Source organism: Tardiphaga sp. 866_E4_N1_4 (assembly GCF_052076075.1).
Taxonomy (GTDB): domain Bacteria; phylum Pseudomonadota; class Alphaproteobacteria; order Rhizobiales; family Xanthobacteraceae; genus Tardiphaga; species Tardiphaga robiniae.
The window spans coordinates 4,021,358-4,041,026 of record NZ_CP197242.1; the positions used below are offsets into that span (position 1 = coordinate 4,021,358).

The 19,669-nt window shown below is 59.7% G+C and carries 24 protein-coding genes; 6 read left to right on the forward strand and 18 right to left on the reverse strand.

Going from position 1 to position 19,669, the window contains the following annotated elements:
* Positions 1 to 11 precede the first annotated feature (11 nt).
* The 14 genes from flgH to motA all read right to left on the reverse strand — a co-directional run bounded on the left by flgH (position 12) and on the right by motA (position 9,745).
* Positions 12 to 707, reverse strand: a complete 696-nt coding sequence (gene flgH, locus AB8B20_RS19450) for a flagellar basal body L-ring protein FlgH (protein WP_089263698.1) — start codon at positions 705 to 707, stop codon at positions 12 to 14.
* 5 nt (positions 708 to 712) lie between these two features.
* Positions 713 to 1,369, reverse strand: coding sequence for a MotE family protein (locus AB8B20_RS19455; protein WP_244528074.1), 657 nt, complete (start codon positions 1,367 to 1,369; stop codon positions 713 to 715).
* A gap of 65 nt (positions 1,370 to 1,434) precedes the next feature.
* Entirely contained in the window at positions 1,435 to 2,535 is a 1,101-nt protein-coding gene (flgI, locus tag AB8B20_RS19460) for a flagellar basal body P-ring protein FlgI (protein WP_439074997.1), read from the reverse strand.
* Entirely contained in the window at positions 2,535 to 3,011 is a 477-nt protein-coding gene (gene flgA, locus AB8B20_RS19465) for a flagellar basal body P-ring formation chaperone FlgA (protein ID WP_231078757.1), read from the reverse strand. The genes flgI and flgA overlap by 1 nt, the downstream gene beginning before the upstream one ends.
* 25 nt (positions 3,012 to 3,036) lie before the next feature.
* Positions 3,037 to 3,825 (reverse strand): flagellar basal-body rod protein FlgG, encoded by a 789-nt coding sequence (gene flgG / locus AB8B20_RS19470; RefSeq protein WP_149529791.1) that lies wholly within the window; start codon positions 3,823 to 3,825, stop codon positions 3,037 to 3,039.
* Between the two features lie 9 nt (positions 3,826 to 3,834).
* On the reverse strand, positions 3,835 to 4,152 hold the full coding sequence (locus AB8B20_RS19475; RefSeq protein WP_439062022.1) for a flagellar hook-basal body complex protein FliE: 318 nt from the start codon (positions 4,150 to 4,152) through the stop codon (positions 3,835 to 3,837).
* Between the two features lie 2 nt (positions 4,153 to 4,154).
* Positions 4,155 to 4,571: a flagellar basal body rod protein FlgC gene (gene flgC, locus AB8B20_RS19480; protein WP_089263697.1), complete on the reverse strand. Its 417-nt coding sequence runs from the start codon at positions 4,569 to 4,571 to the stop codon at positions 4,155 to 4,157.
* Positions 4,572 to 4,582: 11 nt separating this feature from the next.
* A complete protein-coding gene (flgB, locus tag AB8B20_RS19485; RefSeq protein ID WP_089263431.1) occupies positions 4,583 to 4,960 on the reverse strand; it encodes a flagellar basal body rod protein FlgB in 378 nt (125 codons plus the stop codon).
* 93 nt (positions 4,961 to 5,053) lie between these two features.
* Positions 5,054 to 6,130: a flagellar biosynthesis protein FlhB gene (gene flhB / locus AB8B20_RS19490; protein WP_093757675.1), complete on the reverse strand. Its 1,077-nt coding sequence runs from the start codon at positions 6,128 to 6,130 to the stop codon at positions 5,054 to 5,056.
* A 12-nt stretch (positions 6,131 to 6,142) separates the two neighbouring features.
* The gene (locus AB8B20_RS19495) at positions 6,143 to 7,180 is read right to left on the reverse strand and encodes a flagellar motor switch protein FliG (protein WP_093757676.1); all 1,038 of its coding nucleotides are present in this window, start codon (positions 7,178 to 7,180) and stop codon (positions 6,143 to 6,145) included.
* A gap of 27 nt (positions 7,181 to 7,207) precedes the next feature.
* Entirely contained in the window at positions 7,208 to 7,606 is a 399-nt protein-coding gene (fliN, locus tag AB8B20_RS19500; RefSeq protein WP_175369216.1) for a flagellar motor switch protein FliN, read from the reverse strand.
* Between the two features lie 33 nt (positions 7,607 to 7,639).
* A complete protein-coding gene (locus tag AB8B20_RS19505; RefSeq protein WP_093757678.1) occupies positions 7,640 to 7,924 on the reverse strand; it encodes a hypothetical protein in 285 nt (94 codons plus the stop codon).
* On the reverse strand, positions 7,905 to 8,840 hold the full coding sequence (locus AB8B20_RS19510; RefSeq protein ID WP_089263426.1) for a FliM/FliN family flagellar motor switch protein: 936 nt from the start codon (positions 8,838 to 8,840) through the stop codon (positions 7,905 to 7,907). The genes AB8B20_RS19505 and AB8B20_RS19510 overlap by 20 nt, the downstream gene beginning before the upstream one ends.
* Positions 8,840 to 9,745: a flagellar motor stator protein MotA gene (motA, locus tag AB8B20_RS19515; RefSeq protein ID WP_256461226.1), complete on the reverse strand. Its 906-nt coding sequence runs from the start codon at positions 9,743 to 9,745 to the stop codon at positions 8,840 to 8,842. Before motA ends, AB8B20_RS19510 begins: the two co-directional genes overlap by 1 nt.
* A 154-nt stretch (positions 9,746 to 9,899) precedes the next feature.
* On the opposite strand from motA, the gene AB8B20_RS19520 reads away from it, so the two are divergent.
* Genes AB8B20_RS19520 through fliI form a run of 3 tightly spaced genes read left to right on the forward strand, consistent with a single transcriptional unit; the run spans position 9,900 to position 12,814 of the window.
* On the forward strand, positions 9,900 to 10,682 hold the full coding sequence (locus AB8B20_RS19520) for a DUF1217 domain-containing protein (protein ID WP_439074253.1): 783 nt from the start codon (positions 9,900 to 9,902) through the stop codon (positions 10,680 to 10,682).
* 1 nt (position 10,683) lies between these two features.
* Positions 10,684 to 11,454 (forward strand): flagellar basal-body rod protein FlgF, encoded by a 771-nt coding sequence (gene flgF, locus AB8B20_RS19525; protein ID WP_093757679.1) that lies wholly within the window; start codon positions 10,684 to 10,686, stop codon positions 11,452 to 11,454.
* A gap of 28 nt (positions 11,455 to 11,482) precedes the next feature.
* Positions 11,483 to 12,814, forward strand: coding sequence for a flagellar protein export ATPase FliI (gene fliI, locus AB8B20_RS19530; protein WP_089263423.1), 1,332 nt, complete (start codon positions 11,483 to 11,485; stop codon positions 12,812 to 12,814).
* 15 nt (positions 12,815 to 12,829) lie between these two features.
* Here fliI and hutH read toward each other — a convergent pair whose 3' ends face one another.
* Both hutH and AB8B20_RS19540 read right to left on the reverse strand, forming a co-directional pair.
* Positions 12,830 to 14,356: a histidine ammonia-lyase gene (gene hutH, locus AB8B20_RS19535; protein ID WP_439074252.1), complete on the reverse strand. Its 1,527-nt coding sequence runs from the start codon at positions 14,354 to 14,356 to the stop codon at positions 12,830 to 12,832.
* Positions 14,357 to 14,516: 160 nt separating this feature from the next.
* On the reverse strand, positions 14,517 to 14,846 hold the full coding sequence (locus tag AB8B20_RS19540) for a GCG_CRPN prefix-to-repeats domain-containing protein (RefSeq protein WP_439074251.1): 330 nt from the start codon (positions 14,844 to 14,846) through the stop codon (positions 14,517 to 14,519).
* Between the two features lie 425 nt (positions 14,847 to 15,271).
* Here AB8B20_RS19540 and AB8B20_RS19545 point away from each other — a divergent pair, with 425 nt between their 5' ends.
* The gene (locus AB8B20_RS19545) at positions 15,272 to 15,952 is read left to right on the forward strand and encodes a spermidine synthase (RefSeq protein ID WP_439074250.1); all 681 of its coding nucleotides are present in this window, start codon (positions 15,272 to 15,274) and stop codon (positions 15,950 to 15,952) included.
* 24 nt (positions 15,953 to 15,976) lie between these two features.
* Here AB8B20_RS19545 and AB8B20_RS19550 read toward each other — a convergent pair whose 3' ends face one another.
* Positions 15,977 to 16,234 (reverse strand): DUF3551 domain-containing protein, encoded by a 258-nt coding sequence (locus tag AB8B20_RS19550; protein ID WP_309941896.1) that lies wholly within the window; start codon positions 16,232 to 16,234, stop codon positions 15,977 to 15,979.
* A gap of 158 nt (positions 16,235 to 16,392) precedes the next feature.
* On the reverse strand, positions 16,393 to 17,382 hold the full coding sequence (locus AB8B20_RS19555; RefSeq protein ID WP_184512391.1) for a Bug family tripartite tricarboxylate transporter substrate binding protein: 990 nt from the start codon (positions 17,380 to 17,382) through the stop codon (positions 16,393 to 16,395).
* 154 nt (positions 17,383 to 17,536) lie between these two features.
* On the opposite strand from AB8B20_RS19555, the gene AB8B20_RS19560 reads away from it, so the two are divergent.
* Both AB8B20_RS19560 and AB8B20_RS19565 read left to right on the forward strand, forming a co-directional pair.
* On the forward strand, positions 17,537 to 17,950 hold the full coding sequence (locus tag AB8B20_RS19560; protein WP_439074249.1) for a VOC family protein: 414 nt from the start codon (positions 17,537 to 17,539) through the stop codon (positions 17,948 to 17,950).
* A gap of 122 nt (positions 17,951 to 18,072) precedes the next feature.
* Positions 18,073 to 19,665, forward strand: a complete 1,593-nt coding sequence (locus AB8B20_RS19565) for an AMP-binding protein (protein ID WP_439074248.1) — start codon at positions 18,073 to 18,075, stop codon at positions 19,663 to 19,665.
* Positions 19,666 to 19,669 lie beyond the last annotated feature (4 nt).

Consider the following 19,669-nt stretch of genomic DNA (forward strand, 5'->3'; position numbering starts at 1 on the left):
AGCGATCCTCATCAGAACGGCGCGACCTGGTCGTAGACCTGCTGGCCCCAGTTCGGCTGCTGCACTTCCATGGACCGGCCGCGCCCGCCATACGAAATGCGGGCTTCGGCGATCTTCTCATAGGCGATCGTGTTGTTGCGGCTGATATCGATCGGGCGCACGATACCGCCGACATTGACGATGCGCATTTCGTAATTGACGCGCATCTCCTGCGAACCGCTGACCAGGAGATTGCCGTTCGGCAACACGTCGACAACGACGGCAGCCACCGAGAAACGCACTTCTTCGTTCCGGTCGATCTTGCCAGCGCCCTTGTTCGATGACTGGGACTTGACGTTAGTGTCGAAGTTTCCGGCAGAAAGCCATTTGGCGATATTGGCCGAGTAATCGGACTCAACCTTGATCTGCGAGTCGCGCGACCGATCCGTCTTGTTGTCGAGGATCGCCTTATCGTTCATCAGAATATTTACGGTCAGAAGATCGCCGACCCGCGTTGCCCGGGAATCGCGGTAGAGGTCCTTGCGGTCATTCCAGATCGAGTGAGGGCCCGCGCTACGATAGGCTCGTCTCTCGATCGGAATTGCGCGCGCATCAACCTGCATGCCGTTGCCGATCGGCGACATGTAGGGCGCCTGGCCAACCTCGGCGAGATTACTGGCGCAACCGGTCAGGCACGACAGTGCGACCGGAATCAGAATCACTCTCAACCACATCATTTCTTGGCTTTCCCGTCGTCGGTGCGACGCATCCCGGCAAGCGTGTCGGCGAGGTGCGCGCCACGTGCCGGCTCCATTTCATTGAGGATCGCGCTGGCGACGCGGACCCTCAGCTTGGCAAGTACGGCAGCTGCAGTATCGTCGGCCATGCTGGCGATCTGCTGCGCCGCAGCTTCGGGGTTCATGCGCGAATAGATTTCAACGACGCTGTCTTCCGCCTTCTTGAGAAATTCTTCGCGCAGCTTCAGCCATTCCTCATATTCGGCTCGCTTGGCCTCAAGTTCGGCAATGCGCAGCTTCAGCTTGGATTCAGTGGCTTCCAGCTCTTTCTGCTGCCACGCCACACGGGCATCGAGCGCCTGATCTGCGATGTTGCTGCAAAAGCGCGCGACGTCGGATTCCTGGGAGTTCGCGGCTGCGCTATCCTTTTTGTCGATGGCGCCCGTGATCAGCGCCGAATCGGCAGGCGGACGCACCACCGGGTCCTGCTTGTTTGCAGCCGGGCGGGGGCGCGCAACTTGCGGCGTCTTTGCAAATTCACCAAGGTTCAGCGGCTTTGAGAGCTTCTGCTCGGGTTCGGCCGATGCTTGTGTGGACAGCACCATACCGACCAGCATGAGAAACTTGATCGATCGATTTGCAACGCGCGCCATTCGTGTTCTCGTGATTCAGCTGAGCGAGCGTTGCACGCTTTGGCTTGCGTGACGCTGACCCGGGCTTACTGGATGACGAGTTCCGCTTGCAGCGCGCCGGCCGCCTTGATCGCCTGCAAGATCGCGATGATTCCCTGCGGTTTCAGGCCGATCTGATTGAGACCACGCACCAGGCGCTGCAAATCTGCCCCGCGCAGAATTGCGATCTTGGCGCCAGGCTCATTCGCTTCGATGAAGGTCTGCGGCACCACCACGGTCTCACCGCGCCGCGCAAATGGCGACGGCTGCGATACGATCGGCGCCTCGGTGATTCTCACGGACAGATTGCCATGGGTCACCGCGACCGTCGAAATCTGTACATTCCGGCCGATGACCACTGTTCCCGTACGTTCGTCGACCACGACCCGCGCCGGCGTATCCGGCTCGACCAGCAGTTCCTCGATCTCGGCGATAAAGCGCACCGGCGAGGTGCCACGCGGTCGGGACAGTACGATAGTACGATAATCCCGTTCGAAGGCTACGGCCTTTTGGTAACGGCCACTGCCGTGCGCGTTGATCGCATCCATGATGCGCGTTGCGGTAACGAAATCCGGGTTTTTTAACTCAAGGATGAGCGATTCCATCTCGCTGAAACGCCCCTTGATCTCACGTTCGATCAGCGCGCCATTTGGGATACGGCCAGCTGTGGCCACACCCTGGCTGAGCGTTTGTGCAGCGCCTTCAACGTTGTAGCCGCCTACGGCGATAGCTCCTTGCGCGACGGCATAGGTTTCACCATCGGCGCCGCGCAATTGCGTCATCACCAGCGTTCCGCCAAGCAAGGATGATGCGTCGCCCAGCGACGAGATCGCGACGTCGATTCGCGAACCACCTGCGACGAACGGCGGCAGGTCGGCCGTCACAACGACGGCGGCAACGTTGCGCGTGCGCAACGAGGTGCCACGGATATTGATGCCCATATTGTCGAGCATCGATTGCAACGATTGTTCGGTGAACGGCGCGTTGCGCAACGTGTCACCGGTACCCTTGAGGCCGATCACAAGGCCATAGCCGAGGATTTGGTTCTCCCGCACGCCCTTGAGATTGGCGATGTCCTTCACACGCACAGCGGCATCTGCCGCCGAGATCGAAAGCGAAAGCAGGAGACCGCAAAGGAGACGCAGCATCATCCGTTCTGAATCCGTACTGATCCGTCCTGCTGGACGATGCCCCGGATAGTGACGCCGGTATCGAGGTTGCGAAGCTGCACCATCATGCCGGCACTGCCGGACTGCAGGGATGTTGCATAGGTGACGATAATGAGCCCATCATCCTCGACGAGCACCTTCACCACAGCCCCGCGGGTGACGGCCTTCAGATCTTCGAGACCGTTGATCGGAATCAGGTGCCCCGCCAACAGTGTACGACGCGCGATGCGGCCAACGAGGGACGCACGGTCGTTGATGAATGCACTTGCGCCCTGAATATTGGGCGCAAAATTGCGATCCATGATCATTTCATCCCTGATGACGTCACCGGGATAGATCGCTGTAGCCGGCACCGGATAGCGGACAGACTCGTCCGCGGCCTGGGCGACGCTTGCAATGCCGGCCGCGAGCACGAGGCTCACGACCCAGCGGGTAACGATGGTAACTGCGCGCATCAGGCCGAGATCCCGTTCTGTGGATTTACCGCATGCCCTTCGAGATGGTCGATGCCATCTCGTCAGCCGCCTGAATGACTTTTGAGTTCATTTCATAGGAACGCTGTGCCGAGATCAGCTCGGTGATTTCCTTCACCGGATCGACATTCGAGCTCTCAAGGTAGTTCTGATGCAGCTTGCCGTAGCCGATATCGCCTGCGAAGCCGACAACCGGCACACCGGATGAGACTGTCTCGCGATAGAGATTTCCGCCCAGTGGATCCAGGCCGGCTTCATTGGAGAAGTTCGCGAGCGAGAGCTGGCCGAGCTGAACGGGCGCGACGTTGCCGTCAACCTTCGCGAACACCTGACCGGATTCGTTGACGATCACGTCCACGGCATTTTGCGGAACGACGATCGCTGGCGTCACCAGATAACCGTCTGCTGTCACAAGCTGGCGGTTTTCATTCAGGTTGAACGCGCCCGCGCGCGTGTAGAGCGTCTCACCATTGGGACCGGCGATCTGGAACCAGCCCCGACCATTGATGGCGAGATCGTAGGTATTGCCGGTTTGCGCCATGGCGCCCTGCAGATGCAGCTTGCGCACCGCAGCGGAGCGGACGCCGAGGCCGAGTTTCGCGCCTTCGGGCACGGCGCCTTCACCGCTTCGATTGGGCACGCCCTGCGCACGGTCGATCTGATAGAACAGATCGGTGAATTCCGCGCGAGAGCGCTTGTACGAGGTCGTATTGATATTCGCGATATTATTCGCGATCACTTCGACATTAAGCTGCTGCGCGCCCATACCGGTGGCAGCAATGGCCAGAGCTCTCATGATTAAACCTCAAATCGCCATTCGGCTGACTTCTTGATACGCCTGAACGACCTTGTCGCGGACGGCGACAGCCATCTGCAATGACCGTTCGGCAGACATGACCGCCTCGACCACCTTCTGTGCCGAGAGCTTGCCGTGGATGGACTGGATTGACGCGGCTTCGCCGGCTTTGATCGAACCGATGGCATCGGCCGCGACCTGTTCGAGGACGTTGTTGAAGCCGACGGTGGCCGCACCGGGCTGCACCGCGGGTGTCGCGGAATTGATGACTTCGCTGGTTTTGGCGAGCTCACCAGCACTGCTGACTGAGGATACCGCTTCAAGCATGGTTAGCTCCTCAAGAGATCGATGGTCATCGACACCATGGATCTCACTTGTTTGATGACCTGTAGGTTGGCCTCGAAGGACCGATTGGTTTCCCGCATGTCGCCCATTTCAATCAACGAGTTCACATTGGGCAGCTTTACGTAACCGGTTGGATCGGCAGCCGGGTGGCCTGGCTCATAGTCCACGCGAAACGGCGCCTGATCGGTTCCGACATCCTTCACCTTGACCATGCGCACACCAGCGGCACGGTCCATCTCGGCTGTGAAGGTCGTGGTCTTGCGGCGATACGGATCCGAGCCTGGCGTGCGACCGGTCGAATTGGCGTTAGCAAGGTTCTCCGACACGACACGCAAGCGGGTCGACTGCGCTTCAAGGCCGGAACTTGCGATCTGAACAGATGCTTGCAACGGATCAATCATCGTCATTTCCCTCAGGTCTTCATGCTTGTCATGAACATGCGATGAAACGATTTGACGATCGCCGTATTCAGTGAATAGTCGCGATTGATATCGCCGGCCTTCAGCATTTCCTGCTCAAGGCTGACGGAGTTGCCGGAGTGAACGGTCTCCCAGCTCTTTTCCTTGCGCATGCCCTGGGCCTCAACCGAAGAGCCGGTCGTGATATGCGCCGGCGACGTCACCGTCACAGGAACGACTTTCGAATCGAGAATCTTGTTGAACGGTTCAATGTCCTGCGCGCGATAGCCCGGCGTGTTCGCATTGGCGACATTCGCCGAGATTGCGGACTGCCGCAGCGACAGCCATCGCTCATGCGATGAGGCAACATCGAAGAGATAGACGGGTCCCACTTATCCCCCAGGCAAACATGATTCCTTGATCATGGTTTACAAATGGAAACTTGTCCGAGGCTGGAGATGCGCATCACGACATGCGCGGAGCGCTTACGCGTTCGTCTTCTGCTTTCGCGAATGCAGGAAGTAGATGATTTCCGCGACAGGGCGGAAAAACTCCGACGGAATCATCTTGTCGATGTATGCGACATCGTACATCGAGCGCGCCAGCATCTTGTCTTCCACCACCGGAACACCATTCTTCTCGGCGATTTCCCTGATCTTCAGCGCGATCAGGTCCTGCCCCTTTGCAAGCACCGTCGGCGCAGCGTCTTCGCCCTGCTTGTACTTCAGCGCAATCGCGTAATGCGTGGGATTTGCGATCACCAGCGTGGCGCGCGGAACGGCCGCCAGCATCGACTTGCGAGCGCGATCGCGTGCCAACGAACGTAACCGTGATTTGACGATCGGATCGCCTTCAGCCTGCTTGAACTCGTCCTTGATCTCCTGCTTCGTCATGCGCAGTTCGCGGCGCCAATGGAAGCGTGCCCAGACGAGATCGAGCGATACCAGGACAATGGTCGCAATGCTGATGGCGGAGACGAGCCGCATCGCGGTAGTCAGCACCAATTCCGGGACGGCCGCCGGATCGCTAAACAATGCATTCACGGCCACGGCCTCCTCAGCCCGCAGGACGATCATCACGACCAGACTGATAGCGACGAACTTGAAGACCGACTTTCCGAATTCCACACGTCCCTGCGCGCCGAAGATTCTGCCCCAACCTTTCGCTATTGAGATGCGCGAGGCTTCCGGCTGGATGCGATCGAACACAATTCGCGGTGCGTTCTGCAGGAAAGATGACGCCAGCCCGGCCAGCATCAGGACGATAACAATCGGAATAACCAGTCCCGCCGCACTCATACCGACCGCGGTGAGCAACTCAATAGCATCCGTTCCATTACGGATGCGGATGCCCGACGGATCGTCGATCAATCGGGCTAAAGTGAATGTCAGTTTTCTGACGTTGTCGGTGGTCAGAAAGCTTTGAATAATCAGCAGTGCGAGCATAGAGGCGAAAATCGGCGCTTCGCGCGAGACCGGGATTTGGCCCTTCTCGACGGAATCACGAACCTTCTTCTCTGTCGCCTCTTCGGTTTTACTGTCCTTGTCGGGTTCGTCAGACACAATGCTCTATCTTCAGGTGAATACCGGCTGATCTTCTTGATCGGGGTTGAGTTCAATTTCGCCGCGTCCGGCCATATCGAGCGCAAGATCGGTAATGGCGCGCCGGGCATCCAGGATCTCGCGCTGATTGGCGGGGATACCGTTTGCCAGTTCGTGATCCACCAGGCGACGGGTGCGTGAGGCGAGCGACGACAGAATGAGCTCGCGGAATGTCGTATCCGATCCCTTGAGCGCCATCACCACACGGTCCGTCGGCACCTGATCGAAGATCAGCATGCGTGCCTTGGCCGTCAGGTTCACGATGTCGTCGAAGGTAAACAGCATGCCCTTCAGAATCTCGGCCGACTTCGGCCGCGATTCGGTGAGGTTCTTCAGCGATTCCTCCATCTGCGTCCGCTCCATCTTGTTGATGATGTCAGCCATGCGCGGATAGGTGTCGGATGCCAGGTTCCGAGCGAAGTTGATCATAAAGTCTTCGTGCATCGTTTTCTCGATAATGCCCATGGCATCCTCGACAACCGGCTTGAGGCTGAGCATGCGCCGCATCAGGTCGTGCCGGATATCCGGCGGAAGATGACTCATCACGCGAGCAGCACATGCCGGCTTCACCCGCGAGAGAATGAGTGCCGCGGTTTGCGGATGCTCCTTGAGAAGATAGTTGGCGAGCAGGCTTTCCGAGACGAGAGAGATGCGTTCCCACACCGACTTCGTCTTGTTGCCCAAAACTTCGGAGATAATGTCAGTAATCTGTTCTGGCGGCAGCACGCCGTTCAGCAGCTTCTCCAGCTCACCGACGGTGCCGAAGATATTCGGACCTTCCGAGAAATTCTGGGCGAATTCCTCGATGATCGCCTCGAGCTCAGGCCCCGAGATGGGCTTGAGCTCGGCCGCCGCGCGCGTGACCAGTTTGATCTCTTCGGGATCAAACTCCCGAAGCAGGCCGCCCGAGAGCTCACGCCCCATGGCCAGCAGAAGAGCTGCTGCTTTCTCGGTGCCACCCAGCGGTTTGATGCTGGTGCCGGCGCGCTTAGCAGGTGCATTGAATGCCATTAGGAATATCTCTTTGGGAAAATCTCTTTAAGCGTCCGGATCCCCAGCCGCTCCTCCGACGATTTCCGTCAGCGATACACCGAAACGCGAATTTTCGTCTTCCACGACCACAACCGCACCGCGCGCAACGATGCGTCCGTTGACGACGACTTCGACAGGCTCGCCCACACGGTGATCGAGTGGGATCACTGCGCCACGGCCAAGCTTCATCAGATCCGCGACCGGCATGGTGGCTGAGCCGAGCAGCACCTGCACCGTGACCGGGATGCGCAGGATAGGTTCAAGATTTGTCAGCCGGCTGGTTTCCTCGGCAGCGCGAGCCGCGAGATCTGCCAGTTTGCCGAACGACGCGCCGTCAGCCTTGAGCGGGTCGCTAGCTGTAGCGGTCGCTGCACTTACTGGATCGATATCGAATGGTTGCTTCATATCCCCTGCCTTCTTGAAAACTCAGATCTTGGCCTAAGCCGGATTTTGTGCCGCAGTGCGAGTATCGATTTCCGCGATAGCTTTGCGCGCCTCATCTATTTTGTCGCCAAGCGCCTGAACCATTTGCCGTCCGTCTGAACTGAATTCGCGTACCATCAACACCATGTCATCCACCGTCTCATTGGTCTTGCCAACCACAGCAGTGAACTCCCCCTGATGTGCGCGCAACTTCACGAGTTCACGATGCATCTTGGTAACGCGAATGCTCGTGAAGAGCAGAGCCGCAAAAAGGATGATGTCAACGAGCGAGGATACCATCGATAAATTCCCGTTTTTGGTCGGCCGATTCCTTGACCTGCAGTGAATAGACGCCATTCATTTGGCCGAGCTGGCACCAGAACAGGCGTTGATCATTGCATTCGAGGCGAACCATCGTGTCCGGCGTGGCGTTAAGCTTGAGCACCTGGCCGACGTGAAATTTCGCGACCTCGCCGAGAGTAAACTGTCGCTCTTCGAGAACCGCCTTCAGAACGACTTCAGTCCGTTTGATCTCGCTGTGCAGCTGACGGCTCCAGTTCGGATCGGTGGATGCCGACTCACCGGATACGATCTGCGACAGCGACTGCCGGATCGGATTAAGCGCTGCGTGCGGAATGACGATGAACATCTCGCCGCCGCGATCGAGACCCTGCAGCAGGATCTTCGCACACACGGCCATGTTGTTGAGGCGGCCGATCGCAAGATAGTCCATGCGCGTCTCGACACGTTCCAGGTTGAACGTCACGTCGGAAGCGCGGTCGAATGACGCCTGCAACGCCTTGCCAAAGCGCTCGAACAGCGATTGCGCGACATGCAACTCCACATTCGAGAATACCCGCGGCATATCCAGCGGCGGCTCCGCACCATCGGCGCCGAACAGGAGCTCGATCATGGTGTAGACGAAATCGCGATCGAAACCGATCAGGATGCGCGCATCCCATGCTTGCGCATAGAACACCGCGGCAATGGCTTCGCCCTCATAGCGATCGAGGATATCGGAGAGGCGATCGCTGCCCACGCTGCTTAGCGAGAAATACGACTGCGAGGGCGACATGGATCGCAGGCTTTCGGCACAAAGATTCGTCATCTGGTCGAAAATCACATGCAGCATCGGCATGCGTTCGACGGAAATTCCGGCAGCCCCTAAAAGTTGATCTGATCCTTGATCTACGCGGCCTGACTTTACTTCTGACATCAGGCCCGTGCTCCCGCTTTCGCCGAGGATTCAGCAGGTGCCGCCTTCGCGGGACCGCCGGAGATGGTTTCGCTTTCGACGACATCAATCGACGGGCGTTCACCGGGGCCAATCATCTTGCGGCCGTGTTCGATCGCGATCTGCGGCAGGGCCCCATTCATGAAGGCGAGCAGTGACTGCTTGACGATTACATACATCCGCGCGCGCTGCTCGCGCACCAGCTTGATCTTGTGGGCCAGCGGCGCGACAAGACCGTAGGACAAGAAGATGCCGGCGAATGTGCCGACCAGAGCCGCGCCGATGAAGCCGCCGAGCAATTTCGGGGATTGGTCGAGAGCGCCCATCGCCTTGATGACGCCGAGTACCGCGGCGACGATACCGAGCGCCGGCAGTCCTTCGGCCACCATCATCAGCGAGCCATATGGTTTCATCTTGCTGCGAATGATGGTTTCGATTTCCTCGTCCATCAGCGCTTCGATCTCATGCGGCCGCGCGCTGCCCATGATGATCAGGCGGAAGTAGTCGCAGATGAAGTGCAGAAGCGGCTCATTGGCGAGAACGGTCGGGAAGGCGGTGAATATTTCTGACGATGATGGATCGTCGATATGGGCCTCCACCTCGTTGCGGCCTTTGTTCCGCACTTCACGCATCAGCGAATGCAGAAGCCCCAGCAGATCAAGGTAGTGACGCTGTTTTGGCACCGCGACCGTCAACGCCTGCACGGTGGCACGGCCGGTGTCGACCACGGTTTTCCAGGGATTCGCAATGACATAGGTGCCCAGCGACATCCCCATGATGATGACGAACTCCCAGGGCTGCCATATCACGCTGAGATGCCCGCCCATCGCGGTGAAGCCGCCGATCAGACTGGCGAGTGTGATAATGACGCCAAAGAGAATGCTCAAGCGCACCGCTCCAAATTGAGGATACGATTCACTTAGGCAACGATGCTTGCACGAGGCTGACATCGGCCTGCGGCGGCCAGCCCCGCGCAAGCTTGTGCGGGGAGTTTGAGGCCAGTCTCGCCGCATGCGCCCGCAGACTGGGAACCCACTGCCGATGGTCTCGACAATCGCAAGCTACCAGCTGATCTCCAAGAATATTGTCAAATCGTTGCAGCAGACGATGGAGAAGCCGGACGTGTCGAAGGACACGGAATACTACCTGTCACACATCCGCGATGTGAAGACGATCGACGAGTTCATCGGCGACTATCGGTTGTTCAGCTATGCCATGAAGGCTTACGGGTTGAGCGACATGACCTATGCCAAGGCGTTCATGCGCAAGGTTCTTACGGAAGGTGTTGCCAGCTCGACCACGTTCGCCAACCAGCTTTCCGACGCCCGCTACCGCGAATTCGCCACCGCATTCGACTTCGCCAAGCTGGGTGACCAGGCGACGAGCACGACCGCCGCGCAGGTCGGCACCGTCGAGAAATACGTCCGGCAGCAACTCGAGGAAGACGCTGGATCGCAAAATGAAGGTGTTCGTCTGGCACTCTACTTCGAGCGCAAGGCGCCCAAGATCACCAGCATCTATCAGATTCTCGCTGATCCGGCGTTGATCAAGGTCGCCCAGATCGCGCTTGGCATTTCACCGATGACCTCGATGGCGGATGTCGACAAACAGGCGAATATGCTCAGCGCGAAAGTCGCCATCGCGGATTTCCAGACCCCCGAAAAGCTGCAGACGTTCCTGCAGCGTTTTTCGGTGATGTGGGAGATGGAGAACGGAACGTCCGCCGCCCAATCGGCTTCAAGCACCCTCATCACGCAGCCGCTCGAAATGGGCCTCAGCACGGACGTGCTGACCACCCTGCAGAACCTGAAAATCGGACGATAAAATGCAATCAGCGCTCTATGTCAGCCTCTCGGCCCAGGTCTCGCTTGAGAAGCGACTCGAAACCATTGCCAACAACATGGCCAATATGAAAACCGCCGCGTTCCGTGCCGACGCGGTGAAGTTCGAGACTGCAATGTCGCGCGCAGCAACGCAGGCGGTCGCGTTCTCCTCGCCCGGCGAAAACTTCATCTCGCGCAAGGAAGGCGCTATTACCCAGACCGGCAATACCCTGGACGTTGCGGTCACCGGAAATAGCATGGCCGCTTACCCCGGCGGCCCCGATCCCGGCCACACGACGTGGATGGCGTTTGCTGGGCCGAACGGCACCGTCTATACGCGCGATGGCCGCATGCAGATCGACATCAACGGACAGCTTCAGACCCTCACCGGCTATCCAATCCTCGATTCAGGCGGCACGCCGATCATCGTCGATCCCGACGCCGGCCCGCTGACAATCGTGCGCGACGGCACCATTTCGCAGGGCCGCATCCAGGTCGGTCAGCTTGGCCTGTTTGACATCGCTCCGGACGCAAAGCTGGAACGATTCGGAACGTCAGGCGTGATTCCGAGCAAGCCGGCGACCACCGCGCTCGATTTCGTCACGGTTGGCTTTCAGCAGGGCTACGTCGAAGGATCGAATGTCGATCCTCTGACAGAACTCACGCAGATGATGACCGCACAGCGCACCTTCCAGAGCGTCAGCTCATTGATCGACAATTCCGAAAGTACCATGCAGAACGCCATTCGCACGCTGGGCGATCCAAAAGCCTGATGCCTGATGTGACCGGCGGGAGAGCTTGATGAACGCGCTTGAAAAACTCGAATCGACCATCGCAACCCTGCGCCGGGACGTACCCACGGTTCGTGTCGGTGGCATGGTATCCGAGGTGACGCCGACGCATTTTCGCGTCTCCGGCCTGTCGCGCTATGTCAGGCTCGGTGAATTGATCGGACTGGAAATCGACAAGCAGGTTCATCTCGGTGAGGTCGTGCGGATCGATACTGACGGCGTAACGGCCAAACCATTCGATTCCCACTTTGCTGCCGGCCTCGGCGTTCCCGCCTTCCGAATGCCTCCCAAGACACTGTCTCCACATCCGGCCTGGAAAGGTCGCGTCATCAATGCGCTTGGTGAGCCACTGGATGGCGCCGGCGACATGCCGGTCGGCGAGCGCGAGATGCAAACGGATGCCAATCCCCCACCGGCGATGAGCCGCTCCCGCGTGAGCAAGCCGCTCCGCACCGGCGTCCGCGTCGTGGATCTCTTCACACCGCTCTGTATCGGCCAGCGCATCGGCATTTTCGCCGGTTCCGGCGTCGGCAAGACCACCCTTCTTTCGATGCTGGCACGCAGCGCCGGCTTCGACACGGTCGTCACTGCACTGGTCGGCGAGCGTGGACGAGAAGTACGTGAATTTCTCGAAGAATCGCTGGTCCATCACAAGACCCGCGCGATCACAGTCGTCTCGACGAGCGACGAAAGCCCGATGATGCGTCGACTGGCGCCGAAGACGGCGATGACCATCGCCGAATATTTCCGCGATCGCGGTGAATCGGTGCTGTTGATCGTCGATTCGGTAACGCGCTTCGCCCACGCATCCCGTGAAGTCGCGCTCGCTACCGGCGAGCCGGCGATCGCACGCGGCTATGCGCCGAGCGTCTTCAGCGAACTTCCGCGTCTGCTGGAGCGTTCGGGACCGGGCCTCGAAGGCCAAGGCTCCATTACGGGCGTGTTTGCCGTGCTGGTCGATGGTGACGATCACAACGAACCTGTGGCGGATACGGTGCGTGGTACGCTGGATGGGCACATCATGCTCGACCGCGACGTTGCCGATCAGGGCCGCTATCCGGCCGTCAATGTGCTGTCATCGGTGTCGCGCCTCGGCCAGCATGTGTGGTCGCCGGAGGAAGCTAATCTGGTGCGTAAGCTGCGCGCCATGATCGCCCGCTTTGAGGACACCCGCGACCTTCGCCTGATGGGCGGCTATCAGCCCGGCCGCGACAGTGAACTCGATCAGGCCGTCCAGCTCGTGCCCAAGATCTACGACGTGCTGCAACAGCACCCGACCGACCCGTCCTGCGCCGAGCCGTTCCAGGAATTGCTCAGCGTGATCAAGACCGCAATCGGGTAACTGCGCTCCCGCGTTCTAGACACCCGGGATCGTATCGAGATTGGCTGCCGCGACGATCGCACCGGATCGCACAAGGCGCAGCGACTTCTGAATGTCGTCGTGAAAATATCGATCCTCGTCGAGATGGGCGACGTCTGCCCGGATCCGTGCTCGAACGTTTTCCAGACGATCGCTGGACTTGAGCGGCGCATGGAAATCACAGCCCTGCGCGCCCGCCAGCAGCTCGATGGCAATGACGGCCATCGCATTCTCGATCATCGGCAACAGCCGGCGCGCCGCATGGGCAGCCATCGAGACATGATCTTCCTGATTAGCCGATGTCGGAATCGAATCGACGCTGGCCGGATAAGCCCGCTGCTTGTTCTCAGATACCAGCGCCGCGGCCGTCACTTGCGCGATCATGAAGCCGGAATTAAGCCCCGGCTTCGGCGTCAGGAACGCGGGCACACCGGATAACACCGGATCCACCAGCATGGCGATCCGGCGCTCTGAGATCGATCCGATCTCACAGATCGCAAGCGCCATCATATCCGCCGCAAAGGCAACCGGCGCTGCATGGAAATTGCCACCGGAGATCGCGATATCGTTCTCGGCAAAGACCAGAGGATTGTCAGAGACGCCATTCGCTTCGGTGAGAAGTGTGGTGGCCACCTGTCGCAAAACGTCCAGCGCGGCGCCCATCACCTGCGGCTGACAGCGGAGACAATAAGGATCCTGAACGCGGACGTCGCCGGTGCGGTGCGACTCGCGAATCGCGCTGCCGGCGAGAAGTTCCTTCAATGCCTGGGCCGATACGATCTGCCCTTCATGCTTGCGCAGTTGATGGATGCGTGGATCGAACGGCGTATCCGAGCCACGCGCGGCGTCGGTGGACAAGGCACCACTGACGAGTGCGGTCCTGAATAGGATTTCGGCCTCGAACAATCCCGCAAGTGCATAGGCCGTCGAGAACTGCGTGCCGTTCAGCAGCGCCAGTCCTTCCTTGGCCTGCAGCTCGATCGTCTGCAGACCCGCACTGGCGAGCGCCTCCGTCGCCGGCAATCGCCCGGACGTCGTCAGCGCCTCGCCGACGCCGATCATGACCGACGCCATATGCGCGAGCGGGGCGAGATCGCCGGAAGCACCAACTGATCCCTGCGCGGGCACGATGGGCGTGATGTCATGCGCAATCATGGCGCTGAGCAACTGGACCGTCTCCATGCGGACGCCGGAGAACCCCTGTGCCAGGCTCGCAAGCTTGAGGCACATCATCAGCCGCACCACCGGCGCTGGCGCTGGATCACCGACGCCCACGCAATGCGACAGCACGATGTTTTTCTGCAGGGCCGTGATGCTTTCAGCTTCTATGCCGACATGAGCAAGCTTTCCAAATCCGGTATTGATGCCATAGACGGGTTCGCCCTTGGCGACGATCCGGGCAACTGCCGCAACACTGGCATTGATGCGTGAAATACAGCTCTCATCGAGAACTGGTACTGCCCCCCGATAGATCGACCGCCAGTCCGCCAGCACCACCGTACCCGGTGTGAATCGCATCGTCATTAAAGTGTCTCCAGGCCATCCGTAGATGGCCCAAGGCAACACATTCAACGCTGCGCTTCAATGTTTGTGCGCAACAAAAAGGCCAGCCTTGCGGCTGGCCTTTCAGCTGATCGACAGTCAGATCGTGCGCTGCGACGTGCGACGCAGCGTCACGTTTGCCTTATGGCTTCCAGCCGCCGCCCGGCAGATTGCCGTGATAGGGCGTGTTGCGGCAGTGGCCCCACGGACCGCGCCAGTAACCGGGAGGGCAGCCGTTCCCCATTACGGGAGCTTCCTGATAGTAGCCGCCCGGGAGTGGGCCGTAATAAGGTGTATAGCGGCAGCCACCATAGGGACCGCGCCAGCCGTTCGGACCGCAACCACCCGCAGCCGGGATCACGTGCGCTTCGACAACGATGCTCTGGCCCATCATCGGCGCAGCACTTGCCTGCGTCGAGACGATGAACATGGCGACGAGACATGCCGCCATCATGTGCAGAATTTTGGTCATTCTATTCCTCTCGATGAGTTGAAGATCACTCGGCCCCGACGAAAGCATCTTCGCCTTGCCGCGCGATGCGCAACCAGAAGATGCATTGGTCTTCATTCTGCTTAGAGGCACCAGATACCGTTGGCAATTCCGTTCTATCAATGCACCGGCACAACCCGTTCGGTTAGTTATCCGCCCGTTAAGAACGGCGAACGGAGCTGCCGCGCGAAGTGCTCCATCAGTGTAGTTCCCTTTAAACGAAGATGCAGCGACGTGTTGGAGCTATTCCAGAGACCGGAGCCCTGCATCCGATCCCGCTGCGATCGAAGTGCTGCGACACGAGCGACTTCAATTGCCGCAAGGCCTTTGCATGATAGCTGAGTTGCGTGGAGCTCGGTTCTCGCGCTACCACGGGCCGCCGCGCAATCGCTTGATGAAAGACACCCGTGCTACCCTGGAAACTGATCGATACGACCGAAGTACCCGGCGGCGGCGTGCCGCTGCGCCTGATGCAGCGCGGGCAAGAGTTCACCATCAAGCTCGGCCAGAACGAGTTGATGAGCAGTCGGCTGTTCGGCTCCGAGGAAGCGCTGGCGACACTCACCTGCTTTCGCCTCAAGGATATGAAGGCGCCGCGGCTTTTGATCGGCGGCTATGGCATGGGCTTTACATTGCGCGCTGCGCTAAAGGTGCTCGGCCCGAAGGCGAAGATCACCGTGGTCGAACTCGTGCCCGCGATCGTCGCCTGGGCGCGTGGCCCAATGGCCGAGCTGTCTGGCGACAGCCTGAGTGATCCGCGTGTGGAAATTGTCGAAGGCGATGTCGTTAAAGCCATCGCTGGTGCACGTGGCAAATATGATGCGATCCTGCTCGACGTCGATAACGGGCCCGAAGGCCTGACACGAAAATCGAACGATGCGCTCTATGACCTGAAAGGGTTGCGCGCGGCCCAGGCCGCGCTCAGTCCGGGCGGCGTACTGGCCGTCTGGTCGTCATTTCCATATGACAAATTCACGGCGCTCCTCGGCAAGGCAGGCTTCAACGCCGAGGAGATCAAGATCCGCGCCACCGGCACACGCGGTGGCGCCCGTCATGTCATCTGGCTGGCGACGAAGCCAAAAACATAGCCGTCGCCGCCACGAAGATGGGTTTTAATAGGCAACCGAACGCCGACTGCGGCGCGGTTCACTATAGGGCTGCGGGCTGAACGCCAGACGCGGATTGACGATGCAGTCGACGCCGCGACCCGATGCAGTGGCCTGACACGCTTCATAGCTCGGATAGGAGCAATCGGTCCCAAAAGCCTGCGATTGGATGCAATAGGGATAGGCCGGGGCGGCAGCCGCAGGGCTGGAAGCCATGGCCGAAACACCACCAACAGCCAACACGGCCAGCATCAGATTGCGCATCACGTCTTCTCCTCCGCGGCAGCGGTCCTGTGACATCCCCAGAAAGCAACAGAGCCTGCGGATGAACGTTCCCGCAAGCTCCGGTACATCCCGGTCTTGTGATCACGCGCTTACGCTGGCGTCATCACAAGGGTTAGACACCATAGTGCCGCATGGGTTCATTCGACCTTAAGGCCCGCGGCCTTGACCACTTTCTCCCACTTCTCGGTCTCCGCGACGATCATCTTACCGAACGCTTCTGGCGGTCCGATCAGCGGTTCGCCGCCGAGATCGATCAGCTTGGCCTTGACGGCCGGATCCGCCAGCACCGCATTAACGTCCGCGTTGAGCTTGGCGATAATCTCCGGCGGCGTCTTCTTCGGCGCACCCATGCCGAACAAGGCGCTGGCCTCATAACCCGGCACGGTTTCCGCGACGGTCGGCACATCGGGTAGCAGCGACGATTTGTCGGTGGTCGTCACCGCCAGCGCACGAAGGCTGCCCGAGCGGATATGCTGGATGATTGACGGCATATTGTCGAAGATCACCTGGACCTGACCACCGAGCATGTCAGTGATCGCTGGCGCAGCACCGCGATAGGGCACATGCTGCATCTTGGCGCCTGACAGCATCATGAACATCTCGCCGGATAGATGCACCGAGGTGCCGTTGCCCGACGACGCCATGTTCACCTTGCCCGGATTGGCCTTCACGTAGGCGATGAATTCCCCGACGGTCTTCGCCGTGATGTCCTTGTTGACGGTCATCACATTGGCGGTGCGATGGAAGGCGGCGACAGGCGCGATATCACGCACGAAATTGAAGCTCAGCTTCCCATAAAGCGTCGCGTTGATGTAGTTCGCCGGATTGACCAGCAGGATGGTGTAGCCGTCGGGTTCTGCATTCACGACAGATTCGGTGCCGATATTGTTGCCGGCGCCCGGCTTGTTCTCGACGACGAATTGCTGGCCGGTTCGCTCGGATAGCTTCTGCCCGATCAGGCGAGCCAGAATATCGGTTGCACCGCCAGCAGGATAGCCGACGACAAAGCGAACCGGCCGCGTCGGATAATCCACGGCCAGCGCCGAGCTGACGGGAACGAGAGCGGTTGCAGTAAAAGCAGAAAAGCCAAGCGCAATCAGACCGATCGCGGCACGACGTGACGTCATATTTTATTCCCTCCGGCTGCCGCAACTTTGCGCGCGGTCAGCGTGTGTTGAATTGACAACGGCCGTATCTACCAAACAATTCAACTATCGGCCAGTGCGACACTACTGCGGCACCAGCCCAAAGAAACGTCAAGGCAACGCCAAGGACCATTTCATGTCCCTCACCGTCACGGCCCTCAATCATCTCGTCCTGAATGTCACTGACGTCCAGCGCTCAGCCACCTGGTATCAACGCGTCCTGGGCATGGAGGTGAAGGTGTTCGATCCCGGTCCGGGCAAGTTGCCGCGCACATCGGTGAGTTTTGGCGTGCAAAAGATCAATCTGCGGCCGATCGGCGCCGATAAGGTCGAGTGGTTCACGGCGGATCATGAGATGGCCGGCAGCGACGACCTCTGTTTTCTCACTGCATCACCGCCCGACGCCGTGGTTGCGCATCTCGGCGCTTGCGATGTTGCTATCGAGGAAGGCCCGGTGGCCAAACAGGGCGCGCGGGGCACCTTGCGCTCGGTCTATTGCCGGGATCCCGATGGCAGCCTGATTGAAATTTCGTCTTACGAAATAGGTTGATCCTGCACGCGTTGCGGTTTGCGCACTGCCGCCGCTGATGGCACAACATCTTCCGTAAGAACAAGAATAAGAAAGCCGCACCCGCGTAAGCGGTCGCTCCGGCGGCTTTCGACGGAGGATGCATGCCCCACCCCGCGACGAATCCCGCCATGATTCCCGGTTCGATCGGCCCGTTCGACGGCATGGACGTGCCGTGGCTGCTGCGCATGCACGCCGAGACGCGTCGCGATCACCCTTTCATCATCTGGTCGCCATTCGATGCACCGGCGCGGCCATGGACCTATGGCGAATTCTACGATCGCGTCGGCGCACTTGCCGCAGGCCTTGCCCAACGCGGCATCGTCCAGGGCGACTATGTGCTGATCCATCTCGACAATTGCGTCGAGATGTTGCTGGCCTGGTTCGCCTGTGTCGAACTCGGCGCCATCGCGGTCACCACGAATACCCGTTCGTCGGCTGCGGAGATTGAATATTTTGCGGATCACTGCGGCGCGATCGCGGCAATCACCCAGCCATCCTATGCCGAACTCGTCGCCGCCAATTGCCGCAAGCTGCGCTGGATCGCGGTGACGTCGCACAACGCCGGCGCGTCGGCTGACGGCCATGCAGTGGGCAAGGCTGAGCGGTTCGAATCCCTGTTCGCTGACAGCGCCGATCGTCCGCGCCGCGCGGTCGACCCATGGGCGCATTGTAGCGTCCAGTATACGTCAGGCACCACATCGCGGCCCAAAGCGGTGCTGTGGACCCATGCCAATGCGCTGTGGGGCGGCAAGGTGAATGCTGCGCATCAGGACCTGCATGCGTTCGATACGCATATGACCTATCTGCCGCTGTTCCACACCAACGCACTGGCCTATTCGATGCTGGCGACGTTGTGGGTCGGTGCCTCCCTCGTGCTTCAGCCGCGTTTTTCCGCGCGCCGGTTCTGGAACGTGGCGCTCGAACATCGCTCTACCTGGCTGTCAACGATCCCGTTCTGCATGAAGGCGCTGCTCGAGCACGACGTGCCGAAGCATCACTTCCGTCTGTGGGGAGCCTCGTTCTGCGATCCGCCCGCCTTCGCGAAATTTAACGTCAAGATCATCGGCTGGTGGGGCATGACCGAGACCATCACCCACGGCATTATTGGCGAGGTCGACCAGCCCAATACGCCGATGGCCATCGGCCGCGCCGCAACCGAATATGGCATCCGCGTCACCAATGACGACGGCACGCCGACCGCCGTGGGCGAGACCGGCAATCTCACGATCAAGGGCATTCCCGGCCTGTCGCTGTTCAAGGAGTATCTGCACAACGAAGCTGCGACCTCAGACAGTTTCGACACCAACGGCTTCTTCATCACTGGCGACCGCGTCACGCTACTCGAGCGCGGCTATATCAAGTTTGGTGACCGTGCGAAGGACATGCTGAAAGTTGGCGGCGAGAACGTTGCCGCATCGGAGATCGAACAGGTCGTCATCACCGTGCCCGGCGTGCGCGAAGCCGCCGTCGTCGGCAAAAAACATCTGATGCTGGATGAAGTGCCGGTGGTTTTCATCATCCCGCATGCGGGCGTCGCGCAGGCACCCCCAGCGCTGCATGAGAGTGTCATGGCGGCTTGCAAGCGCGGGCTGGCGGATTTCAAGGTGCCGCGCGAAATCCACTTCGTGGACGAGATGCCGCGTTCGACGCTTGAAAAAGTGGCCAAGGCAGAATTGCGCAAGCTGCTGGCCTGAGGCG